10 protein-coding genes are annotated in these 15,052 nt (G+C 71.2%); 7 read left to right on the top strand and 3 right to left on the bottom strand.

The window, feature by feature from the left end; translation table 11 throughout:
* Nucleotides 1-13: 13 nt before the first annotated feature.
* From FHT37_RS00555 to FHT37_RS00545, 3 genes are all read left to right on the top strand, one after another.
* A complete protein-coding gene (locus tag FHT37_RS00555) occupies nt 14-1,159 on the top strand; it encodes an EAL and HDOD domain-containing protein (protein WP_183478485.1) in 1,146 nt (381 codons plus the stop codon).
* A gap of 37 nt (nt 1,160-1,196) precedes the next feature.
* The gene (locus FHT37_RS25595; protein ID WP_183478484.1) at nt 1,197-3,719 is read left to right on the top strand and encodes a sensor histidine kinase; all 2,523 of its coding nucleotides are present in this window, start codon (nt 1,197-1,199) and stop codon (nt 3,717-3,719) included.
* Between the two features lie 98 nt (nt 3,720-3,817).
* A complete protein-coding gene (locus FHT37_RS00545; protein ID WP_254783200.1) occupies nt 3,818-4,435 on the top strand; it encodes a response regulator in 618 nt (205 codons plus the stop codon).
* Between the two features lie 49 nt (nt 4,436-4,484).
* On the opposite strand, the gene FHT37_RS00540 is transcribed toward FHT37_RS00545, so the two are convergent.
* Nucleotides 4,485-6,158 carry an ATP-binding protein gene (locus FHT37_RS00540; RefSeq protein WP_183478483.1) on the bottom strand — a complete coding sequence of 558 codons (1,674 nt, stop codon included), beginning with the start codon at nt 6,156-6,158 and terminating at the stop codon, nt 4,485-4,487.
* A gap of 246 nt (nt 6,159-6,404) precedes the next feature.
* Between FHT37_RS00540 and FHT37_RS00535 the strand changes: the two genes are divergently transcribed.
* The 4 genes from FHT37_RS00535 (at nt 6,405) to FHT37_RS00520 (ending at nt 11,706) form a co-directional block, all read left to right on the top strand.
* Nucleotides 6,405-6,788: an Hpt domain-containing protein gene (locus FHT37_RS00535; RefSeq protein WP_254783199.1), complete on the top strand. Its 384-nt coding sequence runs from the start codon at nt 6,405-6,407 to the stop codon at nt 6,786-6,788.
* Nucleotides 6,785-8,992, top strand: coding sequence for a bifunctional diguanylate cyclase/phosphodiesterase (locus tag FHT37_RS00530; RefSeq protein WP_091722460.1), 2,208 nt, complete (start codon nt 6,785-6,787; stop codon nt 8,990-8,992). The genes FHT37_RS00535 and FHT37_RS00530 overlap by 4 nt, the downstream gene beginning before the upstream one ends.
* A gap of 57 nt (nt 8,993-9,049) precedes the next feature.
* Entirely contained in the window at nt 9,050-11,023 is a 1,974-nt protein-coding gene (locus FHT37_RS25220) for a diguanylate cyclase (protein ID WP_255489458.1), read from the top strand.
* Nucleotides 11,024-11,115: 92 nt separating this feature from the next.
* Complete coding sequence (locus FHT37_RS00520; RefSeq protein WP_183478482.1) at nt 11,116-11,706, top strand: hypothetical protein; 591 nt, start codon at nt 11,116-11,118, stop codon at nt 11,704-11,706.
* A 90-nt stretch (nt 11,707-11,796) separates the two neighbouring features.
* Here FHT37_RS00520 and FHT37_RS00515 read toward each other — a convergent pair whose 3' ends face one another.
* Nucleotides 11,797-12,312 (bottom strand): DUF1697 domain-containing protein, encoded by a 516-nt coding sequence (locus FHT37_RS00515; RefSeq protein WP_091722456.1) that lies wholly within the window; start codon nt 12,310-12,312, stop codon nt 11,797-11,799.
* A 121-nt stretch (nt 12,313-12,433) separates the two neighbouring features.
* Entirely contained in the window at nt 12,434-14,968 is a 2,535-nt protein-coding gene (locus FHT37_RS00510; protein WP_183478481.1) for a hypothetical protein, read from the bottom strand.
* Nucleotides 14,969-15,052: the final 84 nt, after the last annotated feature.

Raw genomic sequence — 15,052 nt, 5'->3', positions numbered from 1 at the left:
TGCGCCGATCTGCATGAACTCGACACACGCCGTGCTGGGCCAAGTGGCCCTGGGCTACGCGCCCCTGGTTTCCAAGTCCTTCGACATCGAAGCCACACGCGTCACCGTGTTCGCGCTTCGCCCTGAGACCACGCCCGACGCGTCGGCCCTGCTGGCGGCACTGGCCGAGGCCTTCCCGGCCAGGCCGGTGCTGCTGAACGTGGCGCACGAGGGGCTGCTCAAGGGCCTGCTGGCCGCGGCCCTGCCCGGCAACATGAAGGTCGAGGTGCCGGCCTTCCTGCTGTCCGATGCCGACCTGGCCGCGCAGGCCCAGGTGCGGGGCGCGCTGCTCAAGGGTCGCTCGGACGCGGCCGGCTTCAAGCAGCTGGTGCTGGACCTGCAGGAGCTGGGCGGCGGTCCGCTGCCGGCCGGCAAGTCGGTGCTGGTCTCGGGCGCGCGCAGCGCGGCCGATTTCAAGCAGGCGCTGGACGGCGGCGCCGCCGGCGTGCTGGGCTGGACCGTGCATGGCGAATTCGAGGCCCCGGCCGTCCCGGCCACCCGCAACGACGGCCAGGCCGACCTGCAGGTGATCGTGGAGCTGATGTCGCGGGTCGACCAGGGCGAGGACGTCGAGCGCCTGGAGCAGACGCTCAAGCGCGATCCCAGCCTGGCCTTCAAGCTGCTGCGCTACATGAATTCGGCGGCCTTCGGCCTGTCGGTCGAGGTGTCCTCCTTCCGCCACGCGATCATGCTGCTGGGTTATGCGCGGCTGCGCCGCTGGCTGGCGCTGCTGCTGGCCACGGCCAGCAAGGACCACGCGATGCGCCCGGTGATGTTCGGCGCGCTGCGCCGCGGCCTGGTGATGGAGGAGCTGGCCAAGAGCATGACCGACTCCGAGGTGCGGGACGAGATGTTCATCTGCGGCCTGTTCTCGCTGCTGGACCACATGCTGAAGCAGCCGTTCGAGAAGCTGCTGCAGTCCATCCCGGTGCCGGAGCGGGTGCGCCAGGCGCTGGTCGACCAGACCGGGCCGTACCACGGCTACCTGCAGCTGGTGCAGGCGATCGAGAACGAGTCGGTGCTGGACGTGCGCGACGCGCTCGACACGCTGATGCTGGGTCCCGACGAAGTCAACCACGCCGTGCTGCGCGCGCTGCACAAGGCGGCGCAGCTCGAGTGATGACAGCTGCGGGGTGAGGGTCTTCTAAACTCGCCCCGTGTCGCCCCAACTCCCCCTCGCCTCCCCCGACCTCGACGCCCTGCGCGCGCTGCTCACGGCGCGCGGGCAGGACGTGCCCGGCCTGCTCGCCGGGCTCTGGGACGGCCCCTGGCCCGCCTTCGTGCTCGACGCCAAGGGCCAGGTCCTGCTCACCAACGCGCAGTTGCAGGGCCTGATGGGCGAGGTCTCGCTCCAGGGCCAGCGCCTGCTGCCCAGCGGCATGGCGCAGGAGCTGCGCCTGGTCGACGACCAGGGCCGCGAGCACCTGCTGCAGGCCTGGGTGCATCCGCTCGAGGGCGGCCTGGGCCTGGCGCTGCTCCAGGACCACAGCACCGAACTGGCCGCGCGCGAACGCGCCGAGCGCATGCAGTCGGAGATCGACCAGTGGCTGGACCTGTGCCCGCTGCCGGCGCTGATGCATGACGACCAGGGCCTGCTGCTGCGCTTCAACGCCGCGTTCACCGCGCTGTGCCGGCGCCTGAGCCCGCAGATGCCGATCAGCCTGCACGAGCTGCCCCCCGAGTGGCGCGAGCTGCTGCATGCCAAGGCGCCCGAGTCGGGCCAGGAATCCCATCGCAACGCCCTGCTGGCGCCGCCCGGCGATCGCCGGCGCTGGATCCGCGTGCGCGCGCGGCGCTTGAGCGGCCCGTGGTCGCGCCCGCGCACGCTGGTGATGCTGGAGGACCGCAGCGCCGAACAGGACCTGGAGCTCGCGCAGCAGCAGCTGCAGACGCTGATGGACACGGCCGGCGTCGGCCTGGCGACCTTCCAGCCGGAAGCCGGCTGGTCGCGGCCGGGCACCGGCGCGCCGCCGCCGTCCTCGTCCGGCGAAGACGCCCCGAAACAGGCCCCCTCGCTGCAGGGCGTCAACCGCGAGATGGTCGAGCCCGACTCGCGCGCCGAGTACGAGAAGCTGCAGCTCGCGCTCAAGCAGGCCACGCCGACGGTGGCGCGCTACGCGGTGCGGCACCCTGAGCACGGGCTGCGCTGGCTGATGACCCGCGTGGAGATCGGCCAGCTGGCTTCCGGCCAGAAAACGACCTCGGTGCTGACCGTCGACATCACCGACCACCAGCAGGCACAGGAACGCAACGAGCTGCTGCAGCACTCCCTGCAGTTGCAGACCGAGCGCGAACGCGCGGTGCTGGACTCGGTGCTTGTCGGCATCGTGACGGTGGGCCGGCATGGGATCGAGTGGATGAACCGCTCGGCGCGGCGCATGTTCGGCGGTGACCTGCCGGAATTCGCCGGCCAGCCGATCAGCAGCGTCGCGACCGAGGCGCCCGACCATCCGTTCCGCCAGACGCATTACCTCGACGACCTGCCCGAGGGCCAGGCCGAAACCTTCGAATGCCGCGTCGTCGCGCGCGACGGCCGCGAGTTCTGGGTGGTCGGCAACGCGGTGGCGACGATGGGGCCGGACGGCTCGCGGCAGCTGACCTATGCGCTGCTGGACATCGAGCGCCGCCGCCAGGCCGAGGCGCAGAGCCTGCAGGCGCAGGCCTCGCTGCACCGGATCATCGAGGCCGCGCCGATCGCCATCAGCCTGCACGACGCCCGCACGCTGCAGGTGCGCCAGATCAACCAGGCGGCCGCGGCGCTGGCCGGCCGCCCCGAGGAGGAGCTGCTGGGCGCGAGCCTGGAGGCGCTCTTCGGCGGCGGCGACGAGGCCGAGACGATCCGCGCCGACATGGAGTTCGCGCTGCAGAGCAGCGAGGTGCTGCAGCGCGAGTACCGGCTGACGGTGCGCGGGCAGGCGCGGATCTGGGATGCGCGGCTGCTGCACCTGGCCGGCGTCAACGACGCCAGCGGCGAGCTCGAACCGGAGCAGCTGCTGCTGGTCGCCAGCGACGTGACGCAGCAGCGCGCGCAGGAGGCGGCCCGGCTGGAGGCGGCGATCGCGCAGCGCGAGCTGCTGGTGCGCGAGGTCCACCACCGCATCAAGAACAACCTCCAGGGCGTGGCGGGGCTGCTACAGCAGATCGCGGCGCGGCGCCCGGAGGTCAAGGCGGTGATCAACGAGGCGGTCGGCCAGGTCCAGGCGATCGCGCAGGTCTACGGGCTGCAGGTCGGCATGTCGGGTCCGCTGCGCCTGCGCAAGGTGGTCGAGGCGGTGATGGGCTCGGTGCAGCGGATGTCGGGCCGGGAGATCCTGGTCGAGGTCGACGGCGCGATGGCCGAGCAGTCGCACCGCTGGGGCCTGCCCGAGGCCGAGGCCATCCCGATCGCGCTGACGCTCAACGAGCTGTTCACCAACGCGGTCAAGCATGGCGGCGACGCGCCGGTGCGCTGCGAGTTGCGCTTCGATCCGGAACAGGTGGTGCTGCGCATCGTCAACACCGGGCGGCTGCCGCCGGGCTTCGACCTGGCGCAGGTGCGGGGCGGCGTCTCCGGCCTGGGCCTGGTGCGCGCGCTGCTGCCGCGCCGCAGCGCGCTGCTGGGCCTGACGCAGGACGGCGAGCAGGTGGTGTGCGAGCTCAGCCTGTGGCCGCCGGGGGTGCAGTTGCTCGAGGCCTTGTGACGACTCGCAACCGGGCCAGCCCGCCGCGCGGGGCATGCACGGCATTTCGGTGACAATCCGCGGTCACCCCTCGGGGATGCCTTGGATTCGGGAGCAGCGTGGACAGCGTGAGCAAGGACGTGGGCGCGAGCGGCAAGGGCCGCATCCTGGTCGTGGACGACGACCGGCTGGTGCTCGCCACCCTGACGCATGGCCTGGCCCAGGCCGGTTATGAGGTCCTGGACGCCGACAACGGCGACGACGCCATCCTCATCGCCAGACAGCACCGCCCCGACCTCGCCCTGCTCGACATCCGCATGGAAGGCATGACCGGCTTCGACGTGGCCGGCTACCTGCGCGACTACCTGCAGCTGCCCTTCATGTTCCTCTCAGCCTTCGCCGACGAGGCCACCGTCGCCAAGGTCAAGGAACTGGGCGCGCTGGCCTACCTGGTCAAGCCGCTGGACATCCACCAGATCGTCCCCGCCGTGGAGGCCGCCTTCGCCAACCGGCCCGCCCGCGCCGACGCGGCGCCGCCCGCACCGGCACTGGAGCCGGCCTCGGCGTTGGCCGTGGTCGAGGCCATGGCGCTGGGCGTGCTGATGCACCGCTATTCGCTGACCCGCGCGCAGGCGCTGGCGCGACTGGAGCGTATGGCCGCCGAGCAGCGCATCGAGCTCGGCGAGCAGGCGCGCCGCGTCGTCGAGGCGGTCGAGCAGCTCGCGCTCGGCAGTTGATGGCCTTCGGACCGCCACGCGGCCCGCGACACAAGCGCGCGGACCGGTCTCAGCTCGGCAAGGTGAAGTAGAAGCGGGCGCCCTGCCCGACTTCGGATTCGGCCCAGATGTCGCCGCCGTGCCGGCGCACGATGCGCCGCGCCGAGGCCAGGCCCACGCCGGTGCCCTGGAAGTCGCTGGCGCTGTGCAAGCGCTGGAAGACGCCGAACAGGCGGTCCGCGAAACGCATGTCGAAGCCGGCGCCGTTGTCGCTGACAGCGAAGACGCGCTCGCCCTGGCGCTGCTCGGCCTCGAAGCGGATCACTGCGTGCTCGCGCTTGCCGCTGTACTTCCAGGCGTTGCCCAGCAGGTTCTCCAGCACCATGCGCAGCAGCGTCGGATCGCCCTGCACCCGCAGGCCGGGCTGCACCTCGACCTCGACCTCGCGCCCCGGCGACGCGCGGCGCAGTTCGTCCACCACCTGCCCGGCCAGCAGCGACAGGTCCACCGTCTCATGCCGCAGCGCCTGCGAGGACAGGTGGGACAGGGCCAGCAGCGAGTCGATCATGCTCTGCATGCGCGCCGAGGCGCCCAGCACGCGATCGAGGTGGTCGTTGCCGGCGCGGTCCAGCAGCCGGCCGTAGTCTTCCTTGAGGATGCGGGTGAAGCCCTCGACCACGCGCAGCGGCGCGCGCAGGTCGTGCGACACGGTGTAGCTGAACGAGGCCTGGTCCGCGCGCGCCTGCTCCGCGGCCTGCATCGCCAGCGCCGCGGGCACCGTCTCCGCCGCGCCCTGCGGCCACAGGCTCAGCAGCGTGCCGCCGCCATGCGGCAGCGCCGTCAGGCACAGCCACCAGGCGCCGCAGGCGCTGCCCGACTGCAGGTCCGGCTGCGCCAGCGCCTGGCGCAGTTCCTCGGGCAGGCGTTCCTCGCAGGCGCGCCACAGCTGGCCCCGCGCCTCCGAGCCGCCCATCATCTGCAGGGCCGCGTCGTTGACATCGATCAGGCGGGTCGAGGCGCCATCGTCGCCGCTGAGCAGCCAGGCGGGCCCGGGCAAGGCCTGGAGCCAGTCGGTGGCGCCCGGAGCGGGCGCGGTGGCCGCGGCGGTGTCGGTGTCGGTGGCCAGTGGCGACTCGTCCAGCGCCCGGGCCGCGCCCAGGAAGCCGGCGAAGCGGCCGGCGGCATCGGTCGTCGCCTGCGCGCGGAGTTCCCAGCGCCGGCCCTGGGCGTCGACGACGCGCAGCCGTTCAAAGGAGTGACCCGGCTCGACCCGGGCGCGCACGTCCTGCGGCACGCTGTCCGGGCCGTCCGCGCCGTCCGCGCCGGCCAGCGGCTCGAAGCGCTCCCACAGCCGCTGCGTCACCGCGCCGTTCACCGCCGTGCCGGCCCAGCTCGACGCTGGCGCGCCGGTCGACGCCTGCCAGCGCACCAGGTGATGCTGCGCGTCGGTCTGCCAGAGCCAGTCGGGCTGCAGCTGCGTCAGCGCCTGGGCCTGCTGGCGGCTCTCGCGCAGCAGCTCGCCGAACTGGGCGCGCGCCAAGCGCACCGCGAGGTGCCAGGTCAGCGCGGCGACGAAGATCATCAGCGCCGCGCCCGCCATCACGGCGGTCAGCACCAGGCCGGGTCCCGACGGCTCGAGGTTCAACGCCAGCAGCAGGAGCAGGGCCACGACCGCCAGCCCCAAGGCCAGCGCGGCACCCTTCCATGGCCGACGACGAGCGGCGGCGTCCCCCAACCTGTTCATGCGGGCCATTGTATGTAGGCCTCACCAGCCACTCACCGAGGATTCACCAGCGCACCATCCCGGCGCGGAGGCGCCGGCGCCACACCGGACCCGGGACTTACCCCGAGCGACAGCCCCAAGAACACCAGAATTGACGGCTTTTTCCCACGACTCCATCCTCCTGGTGAACGACAATGGCCCGCAACTCCGCGTGGAACGTCCATGCGGCGCCATGATCAGAAGATGTCACCGGACCACGCCACGACCATGCCCTCCCGGACTCAGCCCGAACCCGCCGTGCTGGACGACCAGGCCCTCGCCCGTCTGCGCGAGTTGGACCCGGAGGGCGTGAACCATCTGCTGGAGCGTGTCGTGGCCGCCTTCCTGAAATCGCTGGACCAGCAGGAGCAGGTGCTCGCGCAGGGCCGCGACGCGCCGCGCGACCTCAACGGCCTGCGCCACGTGGCGCACACGCTGAAATCCGCCGCGGCCAGCCTGGGCGCCGCGGTGCTGTCCCAGCGCTGCGCCGAGATCGAAGGCCTGGCCCGCGCCGGGCACGAGGACGGCCTGGCCGACCTGATCGGCATCGCCCTGGACGACATCGCCGCCGCCCGGCTGGCGATGCAGCAACTGGTGCAAGCCCAGCGATGAGCCGCGTCGTGAAGGAAGGCGAACTGATCGAACGGCCACGCGTCCTGCTGGTCGACGACGACCCGGTCAACCTGATGCTGATCGAGGCCGCGCTGCAGGAGCACGGCTTCGAGGTCACCGCGCTGACCGGCGGCCAGCAGGCGCTGCAGCTGGTCACCCAGTGGACGCCCGAGCTCATCGTGCTGGACGCGCTGATGCCCGACCTGGACGGCTTCGAGACCTGCGAGCGCCTGCGCGCCCTGCCCGGCTTCGAGAACGCCCCCATCCTGATGCTGACCGGCCTGGACGACGAGGCCTCGATCAACCGCGCCTACCAGGCCGGCGCGACCGACTTCTTCGTCAAGTCCACGCAGTGGCGGCTGCTGGCCGGCCGGCTGCGCTACATGCTGCGCAGCTCGCGCACCCGCCAGGAACTGGAGCGCAGCAAGTCCAAGCTGGCGCGCGCGCAGGACCTGGCCCGCATGGGCAGCTTCGAGTGGCAGACCGGCCACGGCTTCAAGCTGGCCAACGAGGCGCTGCGCGTCTTCGGCCGCGGGCCGGCCGATCCGCTGGACTTCATCGGCGTGATGCGCATGGTGCCGCGCGAGGAGCGGCTGCTGTTCATGCGGCTGCTGCGCGACGTCGTGGCCCACAACTCGGTGCTGGTGACCGACCTGCCCTTCACGCTGCTGGACGGCCGCAAGCGCGTCATCCACATCGAGGCCGAGCCCGAGTTCAACGAGCACGGCAACGCCTGCGGCTACACCGGCGTCATCCAGGACGTGACCGACCGCCGCATGGCGGAGGACCGCATCCGCGAGCTGGCCAACTTCGACGCGCTCACCGGCCTGCCCAACCGCCGCCAGCTGATGTGGCGCGCCGAGCGCGCCATCGAGGCCGGCCGACGCATGGGCCATGAGGTCGGCCTGCTGCTGATCGACCTGGACCGCTTCAAGGTCATCAACGACACGCTGGGCCACGCCGCCGGCGACGATCTGCTGATGGAAGTCGGCCGCCGCCTGCGCTCCTGCGTGCGCCACAGCGACCAGGTCATGGAAGGCATGCTGGAGTCGGTCGGCACCCGCTCGCACCGCACGCTGGAGGCGGTCGGTCGCCTGGGCGGCGACGAGTTCGTGGCGCTGCTGCCCGAGGTCGGCGACGAGGGCGATGCCGAGCGCGTCGCCGACCGGGTGCTGGACGCGCTGCGCGAGCCGATCTTCATCGCCGGCCAGGAGTGCTTCGTGACCGCGTCGGTCGGCATCGCGCTCTACCCGCGCGACGGCCTGACCATGGCCGACCTGCTGCGCAACGCCGACGTGGCCATGTACGCGGTCAAGAACCAGGGCCGCAATGCGTCGGCGCTCTATTCGCCGATGCTGGCGGGCCGCGGGCGCGAGAAGCTGGAGCTCGAATCCGCGCTGCACAAGGCGATCGAGCGCGACGAGCTGGTGCTGCATTACCAGCCCAAGATCGACGTGCGCACCGCCCGCATGGTCGGCGCCGAGGCGCTGATGCGCTGGCGCCGCGGCAACCAACTGGTGCCGCCCGGCGAGTTCATCCCCCTGGCCGAGGAAACCGGCCTGATCGTGCCGCTGTCCGAATGGGCGCTGCGCGAGGCCGCGCGCCAGGCCAAGGTCTGGCAGCTGAATTTCGGCTTCAGCGAATCGATCGCGGTGAACCTGCCCAACCGGCTGTTCGAGCGCTCGGACCTGGTCGAGCACATCCATCAATTCGTCAGCCAGTGGGGCGTGCCGCACCGCGCGATCCAGCTCGAGATCACCGAGACCGGCCTGATGAAGGACCTGCAGAGCGTCATCCCGTCGCTGCACCGGCTCAACGAGGTCGGCGTCGAGATCTCGATCGACGACTTCGGCACCGGCTACTCCTCGCTGGCCTACCTGACGACGCTGCCGATCTCGGAAGTGAAGATCGACCGCAGCTTCGTGCGCGACCTGGGCATCACGCCGCAGAGTTCCGCCGTGGTGACCGCGATCATCGCGCTGGCGCGCTCGCTGGGCCTGCAGGTGATCGCCGAGGGCGTCGAGACGCTGCGCCAGATGGAAGTGCTGCGCCGGCTCGATTGCAGCCTGATGCAGGGTTTCCTGTTCAGCAAGCCGCTGCCGCCCGACGAGCTCGAGCGCTGGCTGGCGCAGACGGTGCTGCCGCGCAAGGCGCCCTGGATCCTGCCGACCACCGAGGTCGGCGACGAAAGCCCGATGCGCTGATCCGGTCGCGTGCCGCGAGCCGCCAGCGCCCTCCCCCGTTTCACCGAGCCCCGACCGATGCCGCAGCAGCCCCCCGCTCTCCTGGCAAAAGCGGCCCTGCGCCGGCTGGCGCTGGACAAGCTGGAGCCGACACCCGAGAACTACGCCCGCGCCTACGCGCAGGAGGCCGGCGAGCCGGTGCGCGGCGCCGCGTCGACGCAGATGCCCGAGCGCGCGCAGGCCTCGATGGCGCGGCTGCTGGGCCTGGCGGTGCCCGATCCGCAGCAGCGCCAGGGTTTCGCGACGCAGCTCAAGGAAGGCCGCTGGGACGAACTGCAGCGCGCGCTGGAAGCGCTGCAGCAGACGCACGGTCCCGGCGCGCAGGCGGAGCAGCTGGCGCAGCTGATCGAGCGGCTGATGCGCGGCCTGGAACGCGGCGGGCGGCAGTGGACGCTCGCGCGCAAGAAGGACGGCGTGCTGCGCGTGCTGCAGAGCAATCGCAGCGACCCGCAGCGGCTGACGCTGCGACTGCGGCAGTTGGTGGCGAGCTGGGATTCGGATGTCAGCGACGCGCGCGTCGAGACGCAGCCCGCACCGCTGGATGAGTTGCCGTCGACCGTCGGCCTGGGGGCCGCGACCGGCGGCGCGGCGTCGGCCAACGAGGCCAACGAGGACGCGCTCGACGACGACGACCGCGCGGGCACGCCGACGCAGTTCTTCACCGACGAGGAAAGCGCGCAACCGCCCGCGGACCCGCATGCGGCCGACGACGGCCGGCCCGCGTCGGCCGAGGGCGGCCGCTACGGCTCGCTGGACACGCTGATGGGCGCGGCGGCGTCCGCCGGCACCGGCCCGGGCCTGCAGTCGTGGCCCGAGGTCGGCACCCACCTGAACGGCACCGTGCGGCATGCCCTCGCCGCGGACGACGTGCGCGCGCAGGAACTGATCGATGCGCTGGGCGTGGCCCATGCCGAGCTGGTCCGCGACGGCGCGACGCCCGAGCGCGCTGCGCAGATGGACGCGCTGTGCATCCGCGCGCGGCGCTGGCTGGACCATCGCAACCACGCCTTCAACGAGCTGGGCAAGCTCTGCGGTGAGTTGACAGGCAGCCTGGCCGACCTGGCCGAGGACGACTCCTGGGCGCGGGGCCAGTGCGAGGCCATGGGCCAGACGCTGGCGCAGGGGCTGACGGCGCGCAGCGTGCGCTCGGTCAGCGAGCTGCTGCACAGCACCCGCGAGCGCCAGCACAGCCTGCGCGAGGAGCGCAGCCGCGCCCGCGACGCGCTCAAGGGCCTGATCAACCGGATGCTGCAGGAGCTGGGCGAGCTCGGCCAGCACACCGACCGCTTCAGCGACAGCGTCGGCAAGTACGCCACCGTGATCGAGCAGGCGGATTCGCTGGAAAGCCTGGCCGGCGTGGTGCGCGAGATGGTCGAAGAGAGCCGCAGCGTGCAGTCGCTGGTGCAGACCACACAGGGCCGGCTGCGCGAGGAGCACGACCGCGCCGCGCAGCTGGCCGAGCGCGTCGAGCAGCTCGAGGGCGAGCTGCGCAAGCTCTCCAGCGAGGTCCAGACCGACCAGCTGACGCAGATCGCCAACCGGCGCGGCCTGATCGCCACCTTCGAGACCGAACGCGCCAAGCTCGAGCGCGATCCCAAGCCGCTGGCGCTGGCGCTGCTGGACATCGACAACTTCAAGAAGCTCAACGACAACCTGGGCCACGCGGCCGGCGACGAGGCGCTGAAGTCGCTGGCAGCGCGCGTGTCGGGGCTGCTGCGGCCCGGCGACAAGGTCGGGCGCTGGGGCGGCGAGGAGTTCGTGCTGATCCTGCCGGAGGCGCCGCTCGAGGAAGCGCAGGCGGTGCTGCTGCGGCTGCAGCGCTCGCTGTCGGCCAGCCTCTTCATGCACGAAGGCCGCGATGTGTTCGTCACCTTCTCGGCCGGCGTGACGCTGTTCCGGGCGGGCGAGACGATGGAGCAGGCCCTGGACCGCGCCGACGAGGCGCTCTACGAGGCCAAGCGCACCGGGAAGAATCGGGCCTGCGTGGCCTGAGCGGCGCCCTCATCGGCCCCACGATCCGCGCCCTCGCGCGGTGACCCACCCTCGGCGCCACCCCGGACCACCGTCCGCGAGGAGTTGAAGCGATGGACCACGCCACGATCGATCCCACCCAGTTCATCCACATCCGGATGGTGCTGAGCATGGTGGTCAGCCTGTCCATCGCGCGGCTGCTGTCGGGGCTGGCGAAGTTCGTGCAGCACCCCGGCCGGCTGAGGATCTACGGCGTGCACCTGCTGTGGGCGCTCTACATGCTGGTGACGCTGATCCACTTCTGGTGGTGGGAGTTCGCGCTGAGCCGCGTCGCGCCCTGGCACTTCGAGCAGTTCGTGTTCGTCGTCGGCTACAGCGCGGTGCTGTACCTGCTGTGCGCGATCCTGTTCCCCGACGACATCGCCGAATACGGCGGCTATCGCGACTACTTCCTGTCGCGGCGGCGCTGGTTTTTCGGGATCCTGGCGGCCTCGCTGCTGCTGGACGTGGCGGACAGCTGGCTCAAGGGGCCGGCCTACCTGCAGGGGCTGGGCGCCGAGTACGGCGTGAAGACGGCCGCGTCCGTCGTGCTGTGCGGCATCGCGGCGCTGGTGGCGAACCAGCGCTTCCAGTGGGCGCTGGTGCTGGTCGCGCTGGCGGTCCAGCAGTGGTGGATCCTGCGGCTCTACAACGTGCTCGGCTGAAGCGGGCGGCCGCTGCCGCCGCCGTGACCTGCGCTCAGGTCACGTCCGGACCGGGCGTCGGCAGTCGAGCGGGCGCTCAGGCCTTCGCGCTCAGGCCTTGATGCACTTGCGCACCGTGTCGACGGTGCGGGTCGTGATCTGCTTGCCGAAGGTCTTCTCCAGCATGGTCATGAACAGCGGGCCCTTGTCATTGGGCAGGTAGTGGCTGTAGACCTCGACGCCCTCGAGCTTGCAGATCGCGGCGCCCTCGCCTTCGAGCGGCAGCGAGACGGGCAACTCGTGCGGGCGCTTCAGGAAGGTGATCAGCTGCTTGGCCGCGGACGGCGGCTGGAACGGTGCATGGTGGTCGGCGTCGACGATCCGGCGCAAGTGCTCGACCGGGCGGACCGTCGTGCCGAAGGTCTTGCCCAGCGTGTCCGTCATCGCCTGCTCGGCACGGCGCTCGAGCTCGTCGACCGGCGCGCCGTCGTGGTCGAACACCACGTTGCCGCTGGAGATCACCGTCTTCACGCGCGTGAAGCCGGCGGCCTCGAAGGCGCGGATCAGGTCCGGCATCTTCGCGTTCATCGGGCTGACGCCACGGAGGAAGGCAACGTATCGGGGCATGAGGGACTCCACGAGGACGGGGGACGCGGCCAACCGGACCGAGGGAACGGACCGGAACGGAACGAGCGCCGGAGTCTAGAGGACGCCGGCGCTCGCCGCGGGGGTCATGCCCGTCCCGGGCTCAGAGGACGTGCAGCCCGTCGCCGGTGCGGATGAAGATGCGATCTGCGGCGGGAAGGTTCCACAGGTCGACCATGTACCGCTCGCCACCGTTGGCCGTGATGGCCAGCTCGACGCCCAGCCACCCGTCGCCCCGGTTCCACTTGCTCACGGCGTCCCCGATCTTCTCGCCGGCGCCCAGCGTCAGGATCTGGCTCAGGTCGAGGACATCGTGCTGCTCGCTCGAGAAGTTGGTGACGGTGAGCAGCCGGATGTTGGCGCCGATCTCGACCAGGAAATCGTCCTGGCGATCGGTGCCGCTCAGCAGCGCTCCCTCACCCGATCGCAGCGCCGGCTGACGCGCGTCGGCGTCCTCCTTCGTGGTCACGAAAGCGCGCAGCGGCGTCGACAGCGCGCTCTCGTTGCCGGCCAGGTCCGTCTGACGGGCGCGGAAGATGAAGTGATCGCTGGACGGCGGCGTCACGGTGGGATGGATGCCGCCGACGGCCGTGCCGGTGTATTGCTGGCCATTGAAGCTCGCCAACCAGGTCGCGCCGTTCTCCAGGCCGCCGATGACCACCGTGCCGTCGGCGGTGATGAAGTCGGAGGCGCTGGCGCCGCTATCGTTCTTTAACCACAGCGTCGGCGCCTGGACGACGCGGTCGAGCTCGAAGTGCACGCGGGTGAGCTCGCTGCGGTTGCCGGCGGCGTCGACCTGCGCGATGTCGACCCAGTTGTAGCCGTCGCCGCCATAGGCCGAGTTCTCGATCCGCATCGAATCGTCGCCATCGAACCATTGATCGCCCCGGGTCGCGATGCGGTACTGCCAGCGGTTGCCCGCGGTGAGCCCGGTGACCTGGATCGTCGCGTCCTGCGTGATGCCGTCGGTGGCGCTGGCGCCGGTGTCATTGATCAGCGTCGCGCCGAGCTTGGGCGGCGGCGTGCGATCGAGCTGGAAGTTGACGCGCTGCAGCGTCCCGTTGCCGGCGCCGTCGTACACGCGAAGCTCCACCCAGCGGGCCCCGTCGGGGAGGTCGGCGGGCATCGCCACGGTGTTGCCGGCCGCGCCGCCACCGGAGCCCCAGTGGCCAGTGTCGAAGGTGTAGCTGAAGGTCTTGCCCGGGGCCAGGACCAGCTCGAGCCGCCCGTCGTTGGTCAGCCAGTCGGTGCTGCTCACGCCGCTGTCGTTGACGAGGCGGACCTCGGTCGGACCGTCCGCCTTCGTGTCGAGGACGAACTGCAGCGTCTCGACCTGGCTGATGTTGCCGGCCGTGTCGAGCTGACGCACATGAACGATCTTGGCGCCGTCGTGGTCGCCGAAGAATCCCGGCTCGACGCGGCCGTCTCTGCCTTCGAACCAGGACAGGCCGTCCATGCTGTACTGCCACTTCGCGTTGGGGTCCAGATTGCCCACCAGCACGGTGGCGTCGCGGGTGACCCCGTCATGCAGGGAGATGCCGGCCGGATCCGCGAAGACGGTCGCGCCGGTGTCCTCGCTGAGCCGCAGCGTCGGCGTGGCCGCCGAGGTCAGCAGCTTGAATTCGAGCGATCGCACCTCGCTGTGATTGCCGGCGGCATCGGCCTGGCGCACCAGCACCTTCCAGTCGCCGTCGTGCGTGAACGCCGATGCGGGGATCGCGCCGTCCTTGCCGTCCCGCCAGGTCTGCCCGTTGTCCAAGGAATAACGCCAGCTCGCGTTCGGCTCCAGGCCGGATACCAGCACGGTCGCGTCGCGGGTGACGCGATCGAATCCGCTGGTGCCGGTGTCGTTCATCAGGGCCAGGACTGGCGCGGCAGGCGGCTCGGTGTCCGGCTCGGGCTTCGGGTCAGGCTTCGGATCGGGCTCGGGCTCGGGCTTCGGGTCCGGCTTCGGATCGGGCTCGGGCTCGGGCTTCGGGTCCGGCTTCGGATCGGGCTCGGGCTCGGGCTTTGGATCCGGCTTCGGATCGGGCTCGGGCTCGGGCTCGGGCTTCGGGTCAGGCTTCGGGTCTGGCTGAGGCTCGGGTTTCGGGTCCGGTTTCGGATCGGGTTGAGGCTCAGGCTTCGGATCCGGCTTCGGGTCTGGCTGAGGCTCAGGCTTCGGATCCGGCTTCGGGTCTGGCTGAGGCTCAGGCTTCGGGTCCGGCTTCGGGTCTGGCTGAGGCTCAGGCTTCGGGTCCGGCTTCGGATCGGGTTGAGGCTCGGGCTTCGGATCCGGTTTTTCTTCCGGCTTCGGCTGCTCCGGCTTCGGCGGATCAATGGTGATCGGCGTCGTCGCGCTGGACCCGCCGCCCGACCCGCCCGCCGCTGCCGCGCCGGCAACGCCCAGCAGGCCCAGGCCCGCCGCGAGCATCGCACTGGAGCGGCTGCTTCGCAGCGGGTCGTTCTCGTCAGCGGGAGTGCCTGTGTCGGCGGTGGCAGGCGCATCGACTGGCGCTGCAAGCTCTGCGCTCGGGGCCGGGGCCGCGTCGGCGGGCGCTGCACCAGTCTCGGCAGTCTCGGCCGGCGGTGCGGAAGACTCCGCGGTGGCTTCGGCCTCTTCGTCGTCCCGACGGCGGCCTGGCGCGGCGCGGGTCACCGGGTCGGGAGTCGGAGCCGCCCGTTCCAGCGGTCGGACGGCAGGCGTGGGAACAAAGTGATGAGACATGACGTGAATTGGCTG

The sequence above is a fragment of the Mitsuaria sp. BK037 genome, assembly GCF_014193045.1.
Lineage (GTDB): Bacteria > Pseudomonadota > Gammaproteobacteria > Burkholderiales > Burkholderiaceae_C > Roseateles.
The sequence above is the reverse complement of the archived record's forward strand: the minus strand, read 5'-3'. Positions and strand labels throughout refer to the sequence as shown.